Origin of the sequence: Sphaerisporangium album (genome assembly GCF_003323745.1) — a bacterium.
In the GTDB taxonomy this organism is placed as follows: Bacteria; Actinomycetota; Actinomycetes; order Streptosporangiales; family Streptosporangiaceae; genus Sphaerisporangium; species Sphaerisporangium album.
Genome location: NZ_QOIL01000001.1, coordinates 263,745 through 282,563 on the forward strand (window position 1 = coordinate 263,745; position 18,819 = coordinate 282,563).

Below are 18,819 nucleotides of genomic sequence, written 5' to 3' on the forward strand. Positions count from 1 at the left end.
CAGGGTCGGGGCAGATTCCCGGTACCCTCTTTGCGGACAACTCAATCGGGAGGGCGGAGGGAGATGCCGTGACCGCACTGGTCGTCGCCATGGACGGTCCTTCGGGGTCGGGCAAGTCGAGTGCGTCGCGCGGGGTGGCGCGCGCGCTGGGGCTTCGCTATCTCGACACCGGGGCGATGTACCGCGCGATCACCTGGTGGATGCTGGAGCACGGCGTCGACGTCGGCGACCCGCAGGCCGTGGCCGCACGCGCGGACGCCGCGAGGCTCGCCATCACCACCGACCCGGAGGCCCCGGGCGTCACGGTGGACGGGCGGGACGTGTCCGCCGAGATCCGCACCCAGGAGGTCACCTCCGCCGTCTCCGCCGTGAGCGCCGTACCGCAGGTCCGCGCCCGGCTCGTCGCCGAGCAGCGGGCGATCATCGGCGACGGCGACATCGTCGTGGAGGGCCGTGACATCGGCTCGGTCGTGGCCCCCGGCGCGGCGGTCAAGGTCTACCTGACCGCGAGTCCCGAGGCCCGCGCGCGGCGCCGCACGGCCGAGCTCACCGGCACCACGCTGGAGGCCCAGCGCGTGGCCATGGCCCGCCGCGACACCCTGGACTCCACCCGCAAGGCCGACCCGCTCGTGATGGCGGCCGACGCGATCGAACTGGACACCACGGAGCTGAACCTCGAAGAGGTCATCGCCGAGGTGCTGAGACTTGTGAAGGAGCGCACCTGACGCGGTGACGCCGCGCGGGCCCGGCGAGTGCCGCCGTCCGCGCCGAGCCGCCGGTGGGTGCGCATTGATAGGAAACGGACGTGACGTGACGGGGGAATACGGCGACGAGGGCGGCTGGATCGAGGCGCACCTCGCCGAATTCGAGGAAGACGGCGTGTCCCCGGAGACCGAGCCGGATTCCGGCCCGCTGCCGGTGGTCGCCGTGGTGGGCCGCCCCAACGTGGGCAAGTCCACGCTGGTCAACCGCATCATCGGCCGCCGCGAGGCGGTGGTCGAGGACGTGCCCGGCGTTACCCGTGACCGCGTGACCTACGAGGGCGTGTGGCGTGGCCGGCGGTTCACGCTGGTCGACACCGGCGGCTGGGATCCGGACGCGACCGGCATGGCGCTGCGCATCGCCGAGCAGGCGCAGGTCGCGGTGGAGCTGGCCGACGTGATCCTCTTCGTCGTGGACGCGACGGTCGGGGTGACCGACGCCGACGAGGCCGTCTCGGGGGTGCTGCGGCGCTCCGGCAAGCCGATCGTGCTGGCCGCGAACAAGGTCGACGACCAGCGGCAGGAGCTGGAGGCGTCGGCGCTGTGGTCGCTGGGCCTCGGCGAGCCGCAGCCGGTCTCGGCGCTGCACGGCCGCTCCAGCGGCGACCTGCTCGACGTCCTGCTCGACGTGATGCCCGAGGCGCCGCCGCAGCGGTTCGGCGCCGAGCGCGGCCCGCGCCGGGTGGCGCTGGTCGGCAAGCCCAACGTCGGCAAGTCCTCGCTGCTCAACAAGCTCGCCGGTGAGGAGCGCGTGCTGGTCGACCCGATGGCGGGCACCACCCGCGACCCGGTCGACGAGCTGATCGAGCTGGGCGGCAAGACCTGGCGGTTCGTGGACACGGCGGGCATCCGCCGCCGCGAGCGCCAGCTCCAGGGCGCCGACTTCTACGCGGGCATGCGCACCAAGGCCGCGCTGGAGCGCTCGGAGGTCGCGATCGTCCTGATCGACGCCTCCGACGTCCTCACCGAGCAGGACCTGCGCATCATCAGCATGGTGATCGAGTCCGGCCGGGCCATGGTGGTGGCGTTCAACAAGTGGGACCTCGTCGACGAGGACCGCCGCTACTACCTGGAGAAGGAGATCGACCGCCAGCTCGTCCGGGTGCCGTGGGCGCTGCGGGTGAACATCTCGGCCAAGACCGGGCGGCACATGGACCGGCTGGTCCCCGCGATCGAGCGCGCCATAGATTCGTGGACGACCCGCGTCCCCACCGCGCAGCTCAACACCTTCCTGTCGGAGCTGCTGGCGGCGACTCCGCCGCCGGTGCGCAGCGGCAAGCAGCCGAAGATCCTCTTCGCCACGCAGGCGTCCACGGAGCCGCCGAAGTTCGTGCTGTTCACCTCGGGCTTCCTGGAGGAGACCTACCGCCGCTTCCTGGAGCGCCGCATCCGCGAGGAGTTCGGCTTCGCCGGCTCCCCGGTCGAGATCACCATGAAGATCCGCGAGAAGCGCGGCGCGCCCAAGAAGAAGTGACCCCCCGCCGCCCCTGGTGATGCCCGGGGCGGCGGTCCGGCACGGTCCGGCGCGTCCGCCGGGGCGGTCGGGTGCGGTCCGCCAGGGCGGTCACGCGTGGTCGGCCGGGGCGGTCAGGCGTGGTCCTGCGGGGCTCGTCCGGCGCGTCCGGGCAGGGCCAGGGCCGTGAGGGCGCCGGCGGCGCAGACGATCGCCGTCAGCAGGAAGATCTCGGTGTACTCCTGGTGCAGGGCGGCGGTCACCTTCGCCGTGTACTCGGCCAGGCGGCGGGCGTACTCGGCGGGTTCCACCCCGAACGGCAGCGGCGTGTCCAGGTGGGCGGTCAACGACTGGAAGCGGTGGAAACCCCAGGCCGAGAGGGCCGCCACGCCGAGCAGCATGCCCATCATGCGGGCGACGACCACCGAGGCCGAGGCCAGCCCGTGCCGGTCGGCCGGGGTGACCCGCAGGACGGCCGAGGACGCCGGCGCGATCACCAGCCCGAGGCCCAGGCCCGCGACCACGAGGTCCACGTCCACCCGCGCGAGCCCGAGCGGGTATTGGGCGCCGGCGAGCGCGACCGGCCACCGCGAGATCAGCGCGTACCCGGCGGCGGCCAGGACCATCCCCGCCACGGCGACGGCCCGCTCGCCGAACCGGCGCACCAGCAGGCCGCCCGCGAACGCCGTGACGGCGAGGGCGACCAGGAACCGCGACAGCACCAGCGCCCCGCCCACCGCGTCCTTCCCGAGCAGGGTCTGCGCGGTGAGCTGCACGTCCACGAGCGTCACCAGGAGCGCCGCGCCGGCCAGGAAGCTGGTCGCGAGCGTGCCCGCGAAGGGCGCGCGGCGCACGCCGGTCAGGTCCAGCAGCCGGGCGGGGGAGCGCGCCTCCCACAGGACGAACGCCACGGCCGCCACCAGGCCCGCGCCGATGGCGGGCGGCCCCCACGGGGGCAGCACGGCCTTGTCCGGCTCGGGGTTGTAGAGGCCGGCCACCAGCAGGCCGAGGGCCAGGCCCAGCAGCAGCCCGCCCACGACGTCGATCCGCACGCGGGGGCCGGTGCGGGGGGCGGGCGGCGGCACGGTGCGCTGAACGGCCACCGCTGCGAGCGCGGCCAGCGGGATGTTGACCCAGAAGATGCCGCGCCACCCCACCAGCGCCGCGACCCCGGCGCCGTACAGCGGGCCGAGGACGCTGCCGAGCTCCTGCGCCGCGCCGACGGCCCCGAGGGCGATCGGGCGGCCGCGCTCGTCCCACAGGTCGCCGACCAGGGCCATCGTGATGGGCAGCAGCGCGCCCCCGGCGATGCCCTGGAGCGTGCGGCCCGCCGTGAGCAGCGGGATCGACCCGGCGAGTGCCGTCACCGCGGACCCGGCCGCGAAGCCCGCCAGGCACGCGTGGACGAGCGGCCTGCGCCCGTACCGGTCGGAGAGCCGGCCGAGCAGGGGCATGGCGGCGACGTAGCCGAGCAGGAAGCCGGTGACGATCGGGGTGGCGCGCTCCAGCCGGTTGAGCGGCACCCCGGCGTCCGTGGCGATGTCGACCAGGACGGTCACCACGACGTAGGCGTCCAGGGCGGCCAGCAGCACCGCGGTCCCCCCGACGCCGAGGGCCACGCGGCGGCGGGCGGCGGAGGAGCCCGGCGCGTCCGGGGTCGGGTCCGGGCCCTCGTCGGGCGGCTTCGAATGCGGGGCCGCCGGACGTGAGGCCGGGTGCGGGGCCTCGCCCGGGGACGGCGCGGCGTCCGGGGTCTGACGGGAGGAACCGGTCATGGGTGGCTACTTCGCCGGGGTGGTGATCGTGACCGGCGCGTCGTAGTCGTCCAGCGTGACCAGGACCGTCCCGGCGTTCGCCCCGCTCCCGAGGGGAAGGCTCGCCTTCACCAGTCGGCCGGTGGCCTTGTCGACCCACACCCGCCCGTCCACCTCCTGGTTCACGCCCGGGACCAGCGTCGTGACCATCTGCCTGGGCAGGTGGACCGCCACCCGGTAGGCGTCCGCGCCGCCGACCTTCTCCTCGGCCTCGGTCTTCGCCCCGGTCGCGCCGGACAGCAGCCCGGGGACGCCCTTGGCCGGGTCCAGGATCGCCGACGGGTCGTAGATCGCCGCGAGCTGCTCGCGCGTCATGGTCTGGTACCCGCCGGTGGGGCCCTTGAAGTAGACGGTGTCGCCCGCCAGCACGAAGGCCAGCTCCTGCAGTGTGCCGAGCACCTCGACCCGGACCGTGCCCTGGGCGTCGCCCTCCCGGGTCAGGGAGCCCTCGGCGTGCCGGACCGGCACGGGCGGCCTGCCCTCGGTCGCGATCGTGAAGGCCACGGTCTTGACCGCCCGCATCGTCTCGGCCGACTTCTTCATCAGGTCGGACCCGCCGGGCAGGGCGCCACCGCCCGGCGACGAGGAGCACGCGGCGGCCAGGCACAGCGCCACGAGCGCCGGGGCGAGCTTCCGCCCGAGGGTGCGCCCGCGCGGCGCGTACGGCCCGGGGCCCAGGCGAGGGATCTGAGAGAAGAGCGACCGTATCGACACAGCCCGGATGCTAGCCACCATTGCCCGGGTGGCAGCGCCGTTCGCGGGTATCGGTTCGGGATCGCTCCCCGGCCGGCCCCGCTAGGCGCGCTCCTCGGCGCGCAGCTTCAGCAGGTGCTCGACGACCGGGGCGTAGGCTGCTTCCAGGGCTCCGATCAGCTCGGGGGCGAGGCGATCGATGAAGTGGTAGCGGACGTTGGCCACGTGCGTGGGCGCCACGCGCTGGATCGTGTCCCACCCGTGCTCGGTCAGCACCGCGAACGTGCCGCGCCGGTCGTCCGCGCAGCTCTCTCTGCTCACCAGCAGCGACGCCTCCATGCGGGCGATCTGGTGGGACAGGCGGCTGCGGGACTGGATCGTCGCCTCGGCGAGGTCGCTCATGCGCATACGATGACCAGGGCTCTCGGAGAGGTTGACCAGGATCTCGTAGTCGTTGATCGACAGCCCGAACTCCTGGAGCTCGCGGTCGAGCCGGTGCTCGAGGAGCTTGTGCGCGGACAGGTGGGCACGCCAGGCACGTTGCTCCCCGCTGCTCAGCCAGTGGGGGTCGAGTTCATCGGATTCCGCCGTGCTCATGGAGGTGAATCTATCTCTCTTCGGACTCCCCGCGACCAGGTGCGGTGGTGAAATGCGGTGCTCACGCGAGTCCGCGTAATGAAACAAAGTTTCCCGTGCCGGACCGATAGCCGTGGCCGGTGCCGGGAAGGAGCGGCGAGATGAGTGACAAGCCGGAGCGGAGTGAGACCAGGGAGAGCTTCCTCACCGTCCTCGTGGCCGCCGGGGTCAACCTGGCGATCGCGGTGGCGAAGCTGGTGGCCGGTCTCCTCAGCGGGTCCTCGGCGATGCTCTCGGAGGCGGCGCACTCGGCCGCCGACACCGTCACCGAGATCCTCCTGCTGATCTCTGTACGGCGCTCGGAGCACCCCGCGGACCGCCTGCACCCGTTCGGGTACGGCAAGGCGGGGTTCTTCTGGGCCCTGATGGCCGCCGGCGCGACGCTGGTCATCGGGGCCGGGTTCTCGATCACGCACGGCGTGCAGACCGTCAGGCACGGCGAGGAACTGGGCGATCTGGGCGTCTCGTTCATCGTCCTCGCGATCTCCTTCGTCCTGGAGGGCATCTCCTTCTTCCGGGCCCTGCACCAGGTGCGCCGGGAGGCGCGCCGCATCAGCGTGACCCCGCAGCGGTACGTCTCCCAGACCGCCGACACGGCCGTGAAGGCCGTCGTGTTCGAGGACGCCGCCGCGCTGGTGGGCATCATGATCGCCGCGCTCGGGCTCGTCGGGGCGCAGATCACCGGCTCGCCGCTGTGGGACGGCCTGGCCTCGGTGGCGATCGGCCTGCTGCTGCTCGGCGTCGCGCTGCATCTGATCCGCGCCAACGCCTCGCTGCTGATCGGCCAGGCCGCCTCGCCGCGGCTGCAGAGCGCGATCTACGAGGAGCTGATCTCGCGTCCGGAGGTCAGCGACGTGGTGGAGTTGCTGACCATGATGCTCGGCCCCAACGACGTGCTGGTCGCCGCGAAGATCGACTTCGTGGACGAGTGCACGGGAGGGCGGCTGGAAGAGGTGTCCGACCAGATAGAGAACAGCCTGGTCGAGCGGTTCCCCCAGATCAGCCACGTGTTCCTCGACCCCACCCCCGGACACCGCGCCGCGGCCCCCTCCCGCCCGGGGCCGGAGGGCGGGTCACCCGGCCCTTGCTGACCCCCCGCGCGGTGACCTCAGCCTTCGGCGAGCGAGGCCATCCAGGACTCGATCTCGTCCGGACGGCGGGGCAGCGCCGAGGACATCAGGCGGGCGCCGTCCTCGGTGATCAGCAGGTCGTCCTCGACGCGCACGCCGATGCCGCGCAGCTCCGGCGGCAGCGTCAGGTCGTCGGGCTGCAGGTACAGGCCCGGCTCCACCGTGAGCACCTGGCCCGCCTCCAGCACGCCGTCCAGGTACTGCGAGGCGCGGGCCCTGGCGCAGTCGTGCACGTCCAGGCCGAGCATGTGCCCGCTGCTGCACAGCGTGTAGCGCCGGTGCAGGTCGCCCTCCGCGGAGGACAGCACGCCCCAGTCCCGCAGCCCCTCGGCGATCACGGCCATCGCGGCCCGGTGGAAGTCGCGGAAGCGTGCCCCCGGCCGCAGGGCGGCGATGCCCGCGCTCTGCGCCTCGTACACCAGCTCGTACACCTGCCGCTGGACGGGGCCGAACCGCCCCGACAGCGGCAGCGTGCGGGTGAGGTCGGCGGTGTAGAGGGCGTCGGTCTCCACGCCCGCGTCGAGCAGCAGCAGGTCGGAGGGGTTCAGGCGGCCGTCGTTGCGGATCCAGTGCAGCACGCAGGCGTGCGCGCCCGACGCCGCGATCGTCTCGTAGCCGGTCGCGTTGCCCTCCAGCCGGGCGCGCAGCCCGAAGACTCCCTCCACGTAGCGCTCGCCGCGCGGGTGCGTCAGGGCCTGGGGAAGCGCGCGCACGACGTCCTCGAAGCCGCGGACGGAGGCGTCGACGGCGCGCTGGAGCTCGGCGATCTCCCATTCGTCCTTGAGCAGGCGCATCTCCGACAGGAACGCGGCCAGCTCGGCGTCGCCCTCGTGCTCGGCCACGCGCGCGTCCACGGACGCGTCCACGCCGCGCAGCACCCGGGCGGGGCCGGTCAGCGCCTCGGGCAGCCGGTCGAGGTGCGCGCACTCGATCTGGTGGAGCGCCTCGGCCTCGTCGAGGGTGGGACGCGCGCCGACCCAGAACTCCCCGTACCTGCGGTCGCGGTAGAACTCCTGCCCGGCCGTGCCCTCGGCGGAGCGGGGGGAGCGGGGGCGGGTGAACAGCGTGGCCTGGCCCGACGGCGCGATGACGAGCACGTCGTCCGGCTCCTGCCCGCCGGTGAGGTAGGCGTACGCGCTGTGCGGGCGGAAGCGGTGGTCGCAGTCGTTGCTGCGTACCTTGAGCGTCCCCGAGGGGACGACGAGCCGTTCGCCGGGGAACCGCTGGACGAGCGCGGCGCGCCGCTTGGCCGTGTACGCCGCCTGCGGCAGCGGCGTGAGGCCGGCGCGGCCGGTGTCCTCCCAGCCGGTGGTCATGAACGCGGCCAGGGCGTCGGAGACGGGCAGGTCGTGGCTGCCGGTGTTCAGCTGCTCGCTCATTGCGGTCCTCGCGGGAGACAGTGGTGTGTGGCATGGTACTCACCGCCCCGGGGCTTCGGCCCGTCCGGAAATAGGCCCCCCGGCTTTACCGCGCGGAGCGCTTAACGATGACGTCAGGTGGGGAAGTCAGAGGTACTCTCCGGGTTCCCCGCATCACGAGGTGGTGTCGATGCTCATCAGCGCGATCCTGCGGCGAAAGGGAAGCACGGTGGCGACCGTCCGCCCGCAGGCCACGGTAACGGAACTGCTCTCCATCCTCTCCGACCACAACATCGGCGCCGCCGTCGTGTCCGAGGACGGCATGGCGATCCTCGGCATCGCCTCCGAGCGCGACGTCGTCCGGCGCCTCCACCAGCGGGGCCCCGTCGTCCTCACCGAGCCGGTCTCCTCGATCATGACCACCCCCGTCCGCACCTGCGAGCCGGACGCCGACGCCGGCGACCTGCGCCAGATCATGACCGACCACCGCATCCGCCACGTCCCCGTGGTCACCGACGGCCGCCTCGCCGGCATCGTCAGCATCGGCGACGTCGTCAAGAGCGCCATCGAAGATCTGGAGGCCGAGAAGGCCTACCTGGTCGACTACCTGCACGGGTGAGCGTGCCGGGCCGGTGAAGACCGCCTACATCGTCGGAATCTCGGTCCCCGCCGCCGAGTTCCGCGCACGTCTGGCCGAGATCCCGGGCGCCGTCCTGGTCCGGGAACTCCCTTCTTCGCGCGTCGTCGTCGTCCTTCCCGGCGGCACGCCCGCCAAGACGCTCGCCTCCCTCCCCGGCGTGACCTCCCTCAGGGAGGACCGCCCGGAGCGGCTTTCGCGCCCGGACGCCCGCGATCGGCCCTGACCCGCCGTCCTCCGGCACCCGCTCAGAGCCGGCCGTGCTCAGGGTGAGGCACGGTCGCGTGCCTCACCCTGAGCCCGTCGGGCGTTACCTGCTGTAGTTCTTCCCGGGGGCCTTACCAGGGATCGGCCTGGCGACGAGAGCGACGGGGATGAAGAAGCAGATCTGGCTGATCGCCAGGATGAGCGTCCACAGCGCCTTGTCGTCGTAGTGGGCGGATGCCTTGGCGTAGAGCTCGTCGGGGACGCGCTCCCCGAACGGGTTCGGGGTGAGGACGGCCTCCACGAGCTCCAGTGCGACCCGTTCGGCGCCGGTGAAGTAGGGGGCGTCCTGCCAGGACGCTACGGCGGTGATGCGCTCCTCTGTCTCCCCGGCCTTACGGAGGCCGCCGGTCTGCCGGACGGTGTGGTAGGTGCTGCCGACGATCTGCCCGGCGCGGAGCTGCACCAGGCCGATGGTGGTGTGCGGAATCGAACCGTTCAGCGTGGCCTTGGACATGGCTCCGGCGACTTCCGCCATCTCGGGGAAGAACTGGAGGGGGTCGGGCAGACGCGACTGGAGGTGGTCCTGCTCGGTCGTTGTGGGTGTGGACATCGCGAGGTCTTCCCTTCTGATCGTTGCGAGCTCGGCGACCTGGCGGGGCGGCCTTCCACCACCACGTGGCCGGCCGCGGGGACGAGCACGCGTTCGGACGCGTGTCTCGACGGTGATCCGCATGTCGGCCGGGGTCGCTGAGCTTTCCTGCGTGCTGGATGGTGTCTCGGTAGTCCGACGACGCGACCGCTGGAAATGTGAGGCGACGCGCCGACGTCACATTTCGAGGTGTCGTCTCGTCGGTCTGGTGAGGGTAGACGCGCCCAAGGGAGCCGACGAGACCATGACCACCCCATCCGTGCCAGGAGACGGCCGGTCCGATCCGGGCCTGAGCGTGATCATGAGGGAGCGGCGTCAGCTGATGAATCTCGCGTACCGGCTTCTCGGTTCTGTGGCCGATGCGGAGGATGTGGTGCAGGAAACCTATGCCCGCTGGTATGCGATGTCCCCTGAGCAGCAGGAAGGCATTGAATCGCCGGGGGCGTGGCTGACGAGGGTCGCCGGTCGTATCTGCCTCGATGTGCTCGGTTCGGCGCGGGCGCGGCGGGAGCGCTACGTGGGGGAGTGGATCCCCGAGCCGGTGCCGGAGCGTGCGGAGTGGGTGGAGGGGCGGCCGGGCGGCATGGCGGTGGACCCGGCCGAGCGGGTGACCCTCGACGAGTCGGTGAGCATGGCATTCCTGGTCGTCCTGGAATCGATGACCCCGGCCGAGCGTGTCGCGTTCGTCCTGCACGATGTCTTCCGTTATTCGTTCGCCGAGGTGGCCGAGATCGTCGGCCGTACCCCGGCGGCATGCCGCCGACTGGCCTCCTCGGCCCGCCGCCGCATCCACGCCTCGCAGGCTCCCGCGACCCCGGCGGTCCAGCGGGCGGGCATCGTCCGGGACTTCAAGAAGGCGTGGGAGGCCAAGGACATCGACGCCCTCATCGGCCTCCTCGCCCCCGACGCCACGGCGACCGCCGACGGCGGCGGCCTGGTCAGCGCCGTGCTCCACCCGATCGAAGGCGCCGAGCAGATCGCGCGCTACACCGTCGAGATCGCCGGCAGGGCGCCCTACCTGACGATGCTGGAGCGTACGGTCAACGGTCAGCCCGGTCTGGTGGCCCAGCAGGACGGCGTCACCGTGATGGTGATCGCCTTCGACATCGCAGGCGACCGGATCAAGCGCATCTGGGCGGTACGCAACCCCGAGAAGCTCCGGCCGTGGACGGTTGGGTAACAGCACCGTTCCGCCGGTCGCGTGGGCGGTTGAATCACGACCGCTCGTCAACGGAGTGGGAAATGAACAGCCGCCCCGGCATCGTGTGAACGATGCGCGGGACGGCCGCGGGCGATCGCGCGCCCTACGCGGTGCGGCGGCGGAGGGTGGCGGCGGCGAGGGTGAGGGTCACGATGACGCAGCCGATGATGATCGCGAGGTCGCGCCAGAGGGTGCCGGTGGCCGAGGCCCGCGTGCCGACCTCCTGGAGGGCCTCGACGGCGTACGTCATCGGCAGCACGTTGCTGATCGCCTCCAGCCAGCCCGCCATCTGACCCCGGGGGACGAACAGGCCGCACAGGAGGATCTGAGGGACCACCACGATCGGCATGAACTGCACGGCCTGGAACTCGGTGCGGGAGAACGCGCTGCACAGCAGGCCCAGCGCGACGCCGAGCACCGCGTTGGCGATCGCGATGAGGATCACCAGGCCGACCCCGCCCCGGGTGTCCAGGCCGAGCAGCCAGTAGGCGACGGAGGAGGCGATCGAGGCCTGGACGGCGGCGGCGACGCCGAACGCGAGCCCGTAGGCGAACAGCAGGTCCAGTTTGCCCATCGGCGTGGTGAGCAGCCGCTCCAGCGTGCCCGTGGTGCGCTCGCGCAGCATCGCGATGCTGGTGATGAGGAACATGATCGTGAACGGGAAGACGCCGAGCATGACCAGGCCGATGTGGTCGAAGATGCCGGGCACGTCCTCGAACATGTAGTAGATCAGGGCGAGCAGCAGGACGGGCACGACGACCAGGAGCGCCACGGTCCGCCTGTCGTGGCGTAGCTGACGCAGGATGCGCGCCGTGGTGGCGCCCAGGATGCGAAGGTTCATGACACCACCTGCTCGGCGCGGATCAGGTGGAGGAAGGCAGCCTCCAGGTCCGCGGTGCCGGTCCCGGCCAGGATCGCGTCCGGCGCGTCGTCGGCGATGAGCCGTCCCTCGCGGATGAGCAGCAGCCGGTCGCAGCGGCTGGCCTCGTCCATCACGTGGCTGGAGACCAGGACGGTGGTGCCCTGGGCGGCCATCGCCCGGAAGCGCCGCCACAGGTCGTCGCGCAGGACGGGATCCTGTCCGACGGTCGGCTCGTCGAGGATCAGCACCGTCGGCCGGGCGACCAGGGCGCAGGCCAGCGACGCGCGGGCGCGCTGCCCACCCGACAGGTCGCCGACGAGCTGCCCGGCGGCGTCGGCGAGACCCACGTCGGCCACGGCGGCGTCCGCGTCCGCCGATGTGACGTCCTTGTAGAGCGAGGCGAAGTACCGGGCGTTCTCGCGGACCGTCAGGTCGGCGTAGACGCTGGGCGCCTGGGTCAGATACCCGATCATGCCGCGCAGCGGGGCGGACCCGGCCAGCATGCCGAGCACGGTGACCGTGCCCGACTTCACCACCTGGACGCCCACGATGGCGCGCATGAGGGTGGTCTTCCCGCTGCCGCTCGGGCCGAGCAGCCCGGTGACGCTGCCGCGCGGGATGGAACAGCTCAAACTGTGCAGAACGCGGCGCCTGCCACGTTCGACCACGAGATCACGAACCTCGATCGCGGGTTCCATAGGTACCACGGACTCCCTGGCCGACAAACTCAACGAGTGATGAAATCAAGGTAGTTGAGATCACGAGGGCCGACAAGGGGGGTGAGCGAGAACGGAAGAACGCCCCGCCGGGAGCCGGGCGGGGCGTTCGGGGCTAGCCCGTGATCGGGGCCGGTCAGCGCGGAGACTCGGCTCCGGCCACCGGCTCGGCGGCCGCGACGGACACCGGCTCCCCGGACGCCACGGTGGCCGGCCGCCCGGACGCGGACTGCCCGGCCACCGGCCGCCCGGACGTGGTCGCGAAGGACGCCGGCTGCCCGGACGCGACAGCCGCCGCCGACACGGCGATCCGGGGTGCTTTGCGGTGCTTGCGCAGCACCTTGAGCAGGCGGTCCGGCCGGAGCAGGCCCTCGGGACGGTCGAGCAGGCCGGTGACGCGGACGAACGCCGACGAGAGGGACGGGTCGACGGCCGCCGCCGCGTGCAGCCGGGGAAGGTAGGTGTTCACCAGGCGGACCTTCGGCGAACGGCGGCCGCGCACGCCGGGGAAGGCGAGGTCGGTGCCCGTGGCGATGCCCCACGGGACGTCCACCACCTTGGCGACGGCCTTGAAGTACGCCTTCCAGGCCGGCGCGCGCCCCCCGGACAGCAGCCGGCGCAGCGTGGCGGCCTCCAGGGCGGCGACCGTCATCCCCTGGCCGTAGATCGGGTTGAACCCGCAGACCGCGTCGCCGAGGACCAGCAGCCCGTCCGGGAAGCGCGACAGCCGTTCGTAGCGCCGCCGCACGTTGGCCGGGTACTGGATGGCCACCGGGTCGGTGAGCGGCTCGCCGTCCACGATCAGCCGGTGGACGTCGTCGAAGGGGAGGCTCCCGGCGAACGCGAGGAAGCCGTCGTGGTCGGTCGGCGGGTGGTCGCCGAGCAGCCCGGCCAGTGTGACCAGGAACCGCCCGTCCTCCTGCGCGGCCACGGCGGCGGCGCGGGGGTGCTCGGGGGTCCAGTTGGCCAGGATGAGCCGGTCGCCGCGCAGCGCGTCCGGCGGGAGGCGGTACGCGCGCGACGAGTACCCCACCCCGATGTGGATCTTGTCGACCCTCGGCGGCCGATACCCCAGCTTCTCCAGCCACACCGGCGTGCGCGAGCCCCGCCCGGAGGCGTCGACCACCAGATCGGCGGGGATGCCGCGCAGCTCGCCGCCCGGCCCGCGCATGGTCACCCCGTTGACGGTCCGGCGGTCGGCGGTGGTGGTCAGCCCCGCGATGTCGTGACCGTCGCACAGCCGCAGGCCCGGCAGCGCCAGCACGCGCGCCCGCACATGGGCTTCGAGCAGAGGACGGCTCGGGAACAGCACCGGCTGGCCGATGTCGACGCGGCTGATCCGGTGGCCCGACAGCAGCCAGCGGATCCCGCCCAGCAGGTCCCCGGCGGGCGCGCCCGCGGCGACCACCTCGGCGGTCAGCCCCGGGAACAGCTCGTCCAGCACCTGCCCGCCCCGGGCGAGCAGCGCGTGCACGTGGTGCCCCTGCGGCACGCCCCGCCGCTGCGCGGCCCCGCGCGGCAGCACGTCCCGTTCCACGATCGTCACCTTGTCGTAGAACTCGGCCAGCACCCGCGCGGCCAGCAACCCGGCCATGCTGCCCCCGAGCACGACCGCCCGCGTCCCCGCCATCCGCGCCACTGTCCGGCCCCCATCGTCCGACGCCCGCCGTGGCTTCAGCATCCGCCGCGGACGGGCCCCGGACATCTCCGAGCGTGCTGTGCGGCCGGAGGCGCCCGGACACGCGGACGGGGCCGGTGGGATGCCGGCCCCGTCGTTGTGGACAGCGGGTTTACGCGGTCGTGTCCTTACTGGACGGTGATCTTGTCGACCTCGACCGTGACGCCCTTCACCTCAGGTGTGGACGTCGCCGTCGTCACCGAGCCGACGCCGGACGTCACGCCCTTCACCTTCAGCGTGTACGTCAGCTTGCCGCCGGGCGCGCCCGGGGTGCTGCTGACGCGGTAGTCCTCGACCGGAGGCCCGGAGATCTGGCCGCCGGCCGTGCCCTCGGCGTTCTCGGCGCCCACGGTCAGCCCGTAGGACGGCCCGGGGTCGCCGGGGAGGTTGGACGGGTCGTAGGAGTAGGTGATGTCCTCCGAGCCGTTGACGCCGATCCACTGCTGGAAGACCTTCAGCCCGGTCTGGCCGAACAGGTGGACGCGCCACTCCAGGACGAGCCAGGTGTCGACGCCGTCGGTCAGGGTGCCGGCGAAGATGCCCGGCGCGCCCGTGCCGTCCAGGTCGGTCCAGTAGGACGCCAGCTCGTTGTTCGGCGCGGCGGGGTCCGGCAGCGTCTGCGGCACGTAGTCCACATCGGCCGAGCCGGAGCTGCCGCCGGGGATGCTGTAGCCGTTGGAGACGACGCCGATGCGGTTGTAGGTCCTGCCCGCGTAGACGAAGCCCGGGACGTTGAAGTTGATCGCTTCCTCGTCGCCGATCGGGGTCGGGGTGATGCCGAACAGGTCGAGCGGCAGGTAGCCCGCGGGGCCGGTGCCGGGGGCGATGCCGGGCTTGTCGGGCTGGCGTCCGGCGAGCGCGGCCTTGGCCGTGGCGATCTGGCTGCCGACCTTGGTCGCGCCGGTCACGCTGTTGATCCGCAGCTTGGAGTCCAGCGTGGTCAGCGCGCTGACCTCGGTGTCCTTCAGCGTGGTGTTCTCGACGGTGACCGTGCAGGTGGACTCGCCGGTGTTCTTGGCGATGGTGGCCGGCGTGCAGGTCTGGTCGACCGGGACCGCGCCCTCCTGACGGTAGAAGGCCACCGGCAGGTGCAGGTTACGGCTGCCGCCGACCTGCTTCAGGTTGACCTGGCCGAAGTACTGACCGTCGGGAAGGTCGGGAGCGGCGATCAGGACGGTGAGGTCCTGCGACTTGCCGGGCTTGACGCTGAACAGCGGGGGCAGCACCGTCACGGAGGCGCCGCTCGGGGCGGTGCCGGTGGCCGTGTAGGTGAGCGTCTTGCCGGTGACGTTCTTGACCGTCCGCTTGGCCGTGATCGCGCCCGGCATGATCGGCGCGTTCACCGACGGCACGTTCAGGTCGATCCGGTTGAGCGGGTCGGCGGCGGAGGCCGCGTAGTTGGCGGCGGTCTCGTCCAGCGTCAGGCCCGGGTCGCCGGCCTTGGTGAGGTCGATGCGGCCGCCGCCGTAGTCGAACGGGTCGGCCGGGGTGACCCGGTCCTCCTTGGTGACCGACGTCTTGGCGGTGGTCTCCAGGGCGGACTTGACCTGGCCCGGCGTCCAGTCGGGGTGCAGCGCGAACAGCAGCGCGCCGGCCCCGGCCACGTGCGGCGAGGACATCGAGGTGCCCGCGATGGCCTGGAACAGGTTGCCGGCAGGGCCTTCGGCGGGTGACTCGGGCGTGGGCGTGCCACCGGCGAGGATGTGCAGGCCGGGCGCGGTCACGTCCGGCTTGAGGAAGTCGCCGCCCGGTCCCCGTGAGGAGAACGAGGTCATGGCGTCGCCCTGCCAGGTGGTCTTGGTGCCCTGGGTGAACTTCGCGGTGGCCCCGGGGTTGGCGGCCAGGAAGTTCAGCAGGGTCGTGCTGTCCGGCTGATCGACGTGGACGGCCGGCAGCCAGTGGTTGTCTGTCATCACGTCGAGCGGCGTCGCGTTGTACATGATCATGCCGGCCGCGCCGCCCTGCTTGACGGTGAAGCCCTTCATGACACGGTTGGGGCCGCGCTGGCAGACGACGATCTTCCCGGCGAACAGGCCCGCCGGAGGCGTTTTCACGCACAGCGGGTCGGAGTACGGCGGGGCCGCGGCCGACACGACGGGAAGCGGCGAGCTGATGCCCGCCGTGATCGAGGCGCCCGAGACCGTGGCGGTCGCGCCGCCCGCGCCGGTCAGCGTCACGGTCGACCGGTAGGTCCGGGTCTGCGTGGAGGCGGCGACGGTGGTCACCCAGGGGCTGTGGTGGTCGGTGGTCGCCGCGCCGGGGCCGGAGTTGCCCGCGGAGGCCGAGACGAACACGCCGGCCGCGTACGCGTCGAGGAACGCCAGCTCCACCGGGTCGCTGTACGGGTCGCTACCACCGGAGATCGAGAAGTTGATCACCCGGACGCCGTCGAGGATGGCCCGTCCCACGGCCGCGGCCGAGTCCGACGGGAAGCAGCCCTCGGCGCCGCAGATCTTGTAGACCGACACGGCCGCGGCGGGCGCGATGCCGTGGATCGGTCCCCGGCTGATGCCGAGCGGGTTGGCGTCGGCGACCGGGCCGCCCGCGGACGTCGTCGCGGTGTGCGTGCCGTGGCCGTTGGAGTCACGGGCGCTGTCCGGGTACACCTCGCCGCCGAAGACGGCGTTGTAGGTGTCCAGGAACGGCCTGCCGCCGATCAGCTTGTTGTTGCAGACGAAGACGTCGGTGGCCGGCGTCAGCGGGTTGTCGCCGAAGTTGCAGACGCGCGGGGTGCCGTCCTTGGTCGGCGGGGGAGCGGGCAGGGTGCCCGGGTCCTTGAATGACGGGTGCTCGGGCCAGACGCCGGAGTCCAGGTTTCCGTAGATCACGCCCTTGCCGGAGGACGGGCTGCCGCCGAGCTGGTTGTAGATCGTGGGAGCGCCGATGAACTCGGGGCTGGAGTCGGTCAGCGGCTGCTGGAGCTTGTCCTCCTGCACCGCCGCGACGCCGGGGAGCTTCAGCAGCTCGACGGCCTTGTTGGCGGGCACCTTCACGGCGATGCCGCCGTAGACGGTCCGCAGCCTCTGCCCGGCCTTGGCGCCTGGGACGCTCTTGCCGAGGGCGCTGACGAAGGCGTTCTCGACGTCCTCGATGTGCTTCTCGTACTTCTTGGCGGCGTCGCTCTTGATGTCCAGGCTCTTGCCGGTGACCTGCGGGCTGGTGCCCTTGAGGCCGTCGACGCCGCCCTTGTAGGCGGCCAGCGAGTCGTAGTCGAGCTTGACGACCACGTTGACCGGCGCGCTGCCGGTCGCCTTGAACAGCGCGGTGTCGCTCTTGGCCAGCTTGCCGCTGGGGGACTTGGCCCCCTGGACCCGGTCGACGACGGTGAGGGGGGTTGCCTTCCACTTAGCGGTGGACGCCGTCGCCGGACCCGGGGTGGGGGTCGCGGACGCCGGGACCGCGGGGCTGATCGCGCCGATGAGGACGAGACCCGCTCCGACCGCCACGGCACGGCGTGTTCGCGATAAGAGGAGAGGCAGGGGATTGCTTGGCACGGCACCTCCATGAGGACCACTGGGACCTGCCGTCCAAAGGGCATGGAGAAGCCGCGCCGCCCGCATGAGGACATGGCGAGGGACTTCACCCTCCCCGTTGGGCGACATGTGCCTGGACGCCCGAGCTCGGGCGAACCAAACACAGGGGGAGTCTAAATGCCTGCCTGATATCCGCCTAGATCGATATACAGACTGATCTGCAGCAATATATGACCAAAAGTGGACACATTCCGGTTAGAAGGTGTGGTCGGCGCAGTTGGAAGAACGTTCCATTCCCCGGGACGTACAATCGGCGCGTGAAGCTGAAGCTGGATCTCCACGACATCTACAACCGGGGCGCCGAGATCGACCGGGCCCTGCACGGGATCATCCAGGAGGCGATCCGGAAGAAGGCCACCGAGGTCGAGATCATCCCGGGCAAGGGGTCGGGCCAGCTCAAGAAGAAGGTCCTGCGCTTCCTGGACCAGAAGGAGATCAAGGCCCTTTACCACCGCATCGACAAGGACGCCAAGAACCACGGCCGCCTGTTCGTCTACTTCCGCTGGAAGTGAGCTCCTGTCGGGTTCGCCGGTCGCGGCGGGTTTCTGATACCGGACACGGGTGACAGGTGTGGCCGATGCCCCCCCTCGGCGGTAAATAGCGCGCAAAGTATGCTGGGGCGTACGCATGATCGCCTGCCCCTGAGGAGTGGTGATGGCGGAGAGCCCGGACGTCCTGGAGATCACATCCGAGGCGGAGCTGCGCGCGCTGCTCGGCGAGCCCCTGCCGAGAGCCCTCACCAAGGAGCGCGTCCTGCTGCACGAGCGGGACAAGGAGTGGCTCGCGGCCTCCCCGTTCTGCCTCATGGCGACGTCCGGCGCCGACGGCGCCTGCGACGTCTCGCCCAAGGGCGACCCTCCCGGGTTCACCCACGTCATCGACGACGCCACGATCGCGATCCCGGACCGCCCGGGGAACCGCCGGGTGGACGGCTTCGCCAACATCCTCGCCAACCCCCACGTCGGGCTGCTGTACCTCGTTCCCGGGCGCACCGAGACGCTGCGCGTCAACGGCCGGGCGAGGCTCGTCCGCGAGGCGCCGTTCTTCGACGAGATGATCGTCAAGGGGCACCGGCCCAGGCTCGCCCTCGTCGTCGACATCGAGCAGATCTTCTTCCACTGCGGCAAGGCGTTCCTGCGCTCGGCGCTGTGGAGGCCGGAAACATGGGAGCCGGACGCGCTGCCGTCGCACGCGCGCATCGTGAAGAGCGTCCAGCAGACCGAGGAGACGCTGGAAGAACTGGAGAAGTACTACGGCCCGGAGTACGCGGCCAAGCTCTACCGCGCCTGAGGGCCGCGCCGTCGCGGCGCCGTCGAGAGCCCTGTCAACGGCCTGGGCCGGGGCCGGTCATCGGCCCGCGCGCGGACGGCCGGTCGTGAACTCGGCCGCGATCGATCACGGCTCATTGGGCGAGGAAGCGGTCGATCATGCGCAGGGCCGGGTCCGTGCACTGCTCGGCGAGGAGGAGTGCGGCGAGGCCAAAGGCGTTCA

At 71.8% G+C, this 18,819-nt stretch carries 17 protein-coding genes; 8 read left to right on the plus strand and 9 right to left on the minus strand.

Annotated elements, in window-relative coordinates:
- Positions 1-89: 89 nt before the first annotated feature.
- On the plus strand, positions 90-725 hold the full coding sequence (cmk, locus tag DQ384_RS01130) for a (d)CMP kinase (RefSeq protein ID WP_245966210.1): 636 nt from the start codon (positions 90-92) through the stop codon (positions 723-725).
- Between the two features lie 85 nt (positions 726-810).
- A complete protein-coding gene (gene der / locus DQ384_RS01135; protein ID WP_114026746.1) occupies positions 811-2,235 on the plus strand; it encodes a ribosome biogenesis GTPase Der in 1,425 nt (474 codons plus the stop codon).
- A gap of 113 nt (positions 2,236-2,348) precedes the next feature.
- Here der and DQ384_RS01140 read toward each other — a convergent pair whose 3' ends face one another.
- The 3 genes from DQ384_RS01140 to DQ384_RS01150 form a co-directional block, all read right to left on the minus strand.
- The gene (locus DQ384_RS01140; RefSeq protein ID WP_114026747.1) at positions 2,349-3,989 is read right to left on the minus strand and encodes an MFS transporter; all 1,641 of its coding nucleotides are present in this window, start codon (positions 3,987-3,989) and stop codon (positions 2,349-2,351) included.
- A 6-nt stretch (positions 3,990-3,995) separates the two neighbouring features.
- Positions 3,996-4,742, minus strand: coding sequence for an LppX_LprAFG lipoprotein (locus DQ384_RS01145; RefSeq protein ID WP_245966168.1), 747 nt, complete (start codon positions 4,740-4,742; stop codon positions 3,996-3,998).
- Between the two features lie 81 nt (positions 4,743-4,823).
- Positions 4,824-5,318 carry a MarR family winged helix-turn-helix transcriptional regulator gene (locus DQ384_RS01150; protein ID WP_114026749.1) on the minus strand — a complete coding sequence of 165 codons (495 nt, stop codon included), beginning with the start codon at positions 5,316-5,318 and terminating at the stop codon, positions 4,824-4,826.
- A 140-nt stretch (positions 5,319-5,458) separates the two neighbouring features.
- On the opposite strand from DQ384_RS01150, the gene DQ384_RS01155 reads away from it, so the two are divergent.
- Complete coding sequence (locus DQ384_RS01155) at positions 5,459-6,448, plus strand: cation diffusion facilitator family transporter (RefSeq protein WP_114026750.1); 990 nt, start codon at positions 5,459-5,461, stop codon at positions 6,446-6,448.
- 17 nt (positions 6,449-6,465) lie between these two features.
- On the opposite strand, the gene DQ384_RS01160 is transcribed toward DQ384_RS01155, so the two are convergent.
- Positions 6,466-7,866 carry an aminopeptidase P family protein gene (locus DQ384_RS01160; RefSeq protein WP_114026751.1) on the minus strand — a complete coding sequence of 467 codons (1,401 nt, stop codon included), beginning with the start codon at positions 7,864-7,866 and terminating at the stop codon, positions 6,466-6,468.
- A gap of 169 nt (positions 7,867-8,035) precedes the next feature.
- Between DQ384_RS01160 and DQ384_RS01165 the strand changes: the two genes are divergently transcribed.
- Both DQ384_RS01165 and DQ384_RS01170 read left to right on the plus strand, forming a co-directional pair.
- Positions 8,036-8,464, plus strand: a complete 429-nt coding sequence (locus DQ384_RS01165) for a CBS domain-containing protein (protein ID WP_114027030.1) — start codon at positions 8,036-8,038, stop codon at positions 8,462-8,464.
- A gap of 13 nt (positions 8,465-8,477) precedes the next feature.
- A complete protein-coding gene (locus tag DQ384_RS01170) occupies positions 8,478-8,708 on the plus strand; it encodes a hypothetical protein (RefSeq protein ID WP_114026752.1) in 231 nt (76 codons plus the stop codon).
- Positions 8,709-8,792: 84 nt separating this feature from the next.
- On the opposite strand, the gene DQ384_RS01175 is transcribed toward DQ384_RS01170, so the two are convergent.
- Positions 8,793-9,299, minus strand: coding sequence for a carboxymuconolactone decarboxylase family protein (locus DQ384_RS01175; RefSeq protein ID WP_181870958.1), 507 nt, complete (start codon positions 9,297-9,299; stop codon positions 8,793-8,795).
- Positions 9,300-9,420: 121 nt separating this feature from the next.
- On the opposite strand from DQ384_RS01175, the gene sigJ reads away from it, so the two are divergent.
- Positions 9,421-10,518 (plus strand): RNA polymerase sigma factor SigJ, encoded by a 1,098-nt coding sequence (gene sigJ / locus DQ384_RS01180; RefSeq protein ID WP_245966169.1) that lies wholly within the window; start codon positions 9,421-9,423, stop codon positions 10,516-10,518.
- A gap of 124 nt (positions 10,519-10,642) precedes the next feature.
- Here sigJ and DQ384_RS01185 read toward each other — a convergent pair whose 3' ends face one another.
- The 4 genes from DQ384_RS01185 to DQ384_RS01200 all read right to left on the minus strand — a co-directional run bounded on the left by DQ384_RS01185 (position 10,643) and on the right by DQ384_RS01200 (position 17,241).
- On the minus strand, positions 10,643-11,380 hold the full coding sequence (locus tag DQ384_RS01185; protein ID WP_114026754.1) for an ABC transporter permease: 738 nt from the start codon (positions 11,378-11,380) through the stop codon (positions 10,643-10,645).
- Positions 11,377-12,099, minus strand: coding sequence for an ABC transporter ATP-binding protein (locus DQ384_RS01190; protein ID WP_114026755.1), 723 nt, complete (start codon positions 12,097-12,099; stop codon positions 11,377-11,379). Before DQ384_RS01190 ends, DQ384_RS01185 begins: the two co-directional genes overlap by 4 nt.
- A 154-nt stretch (positions 12,100-12,253) precedes the next feature.
- Positions 12,254-13,747, minus strand: a complete 1,494-nt coding sequence (locus DQ384_RS01195; protein ID WP_220182714.1) for an FAD-dependent oxidoreductase — start codon at positions 13,745-13,747, stop codon at positions 12,254-12,256.
- A gap of 176 nt (positions 13,748-13,923) precedes the next feature.
- Complete coding sequence (locus DQ384_RS01200) at positions 13,924-17,241, minus strand: S8 family serine peptidase (protein ID WP_245966170.1); 3,318 nt, start codon at positions 17,239-17,241, stop codon at positions 13,924-13,926.
- Positions 17,242-17,585: 344 nt separating this feature from the next.
- Between DQ384_RS01200 and DQ384_RS01205 the strand changes: the two genes are divergently transcribed.
- Together DQ384_RS01205 and DQ384_RS01210 are read left to right on the plus strand one after the other, a co-directional pair.
- On the plus strand, positions 17,586-17,840 hold the full coding sequence (locus DQ384_RS01205) for a Smr/MutS family protein (protein WP_114026757.1): 255 nt from the start codon (positions 17,586-17,588) through the stop codon (positions 17,838-17,840).
- 142 nt (positions 17,841-17,982) lie between these two features.
- Positions 17,983-18,618 carry a pyridoxamine 5'-phosphate oxidase family protein gene (locus tag DQ384_RS01210; protein ID WP_114027031.1) on the plus strand — a complete coding sequence of 212 codons (636 nt, stop codon included), beginning with the start codon at positions 17,983-17,985 and terminating at the stop codon, positions 18,616-18,618.
- Positions 18,619-18,819: the final 201 nt, after the last annotated feature.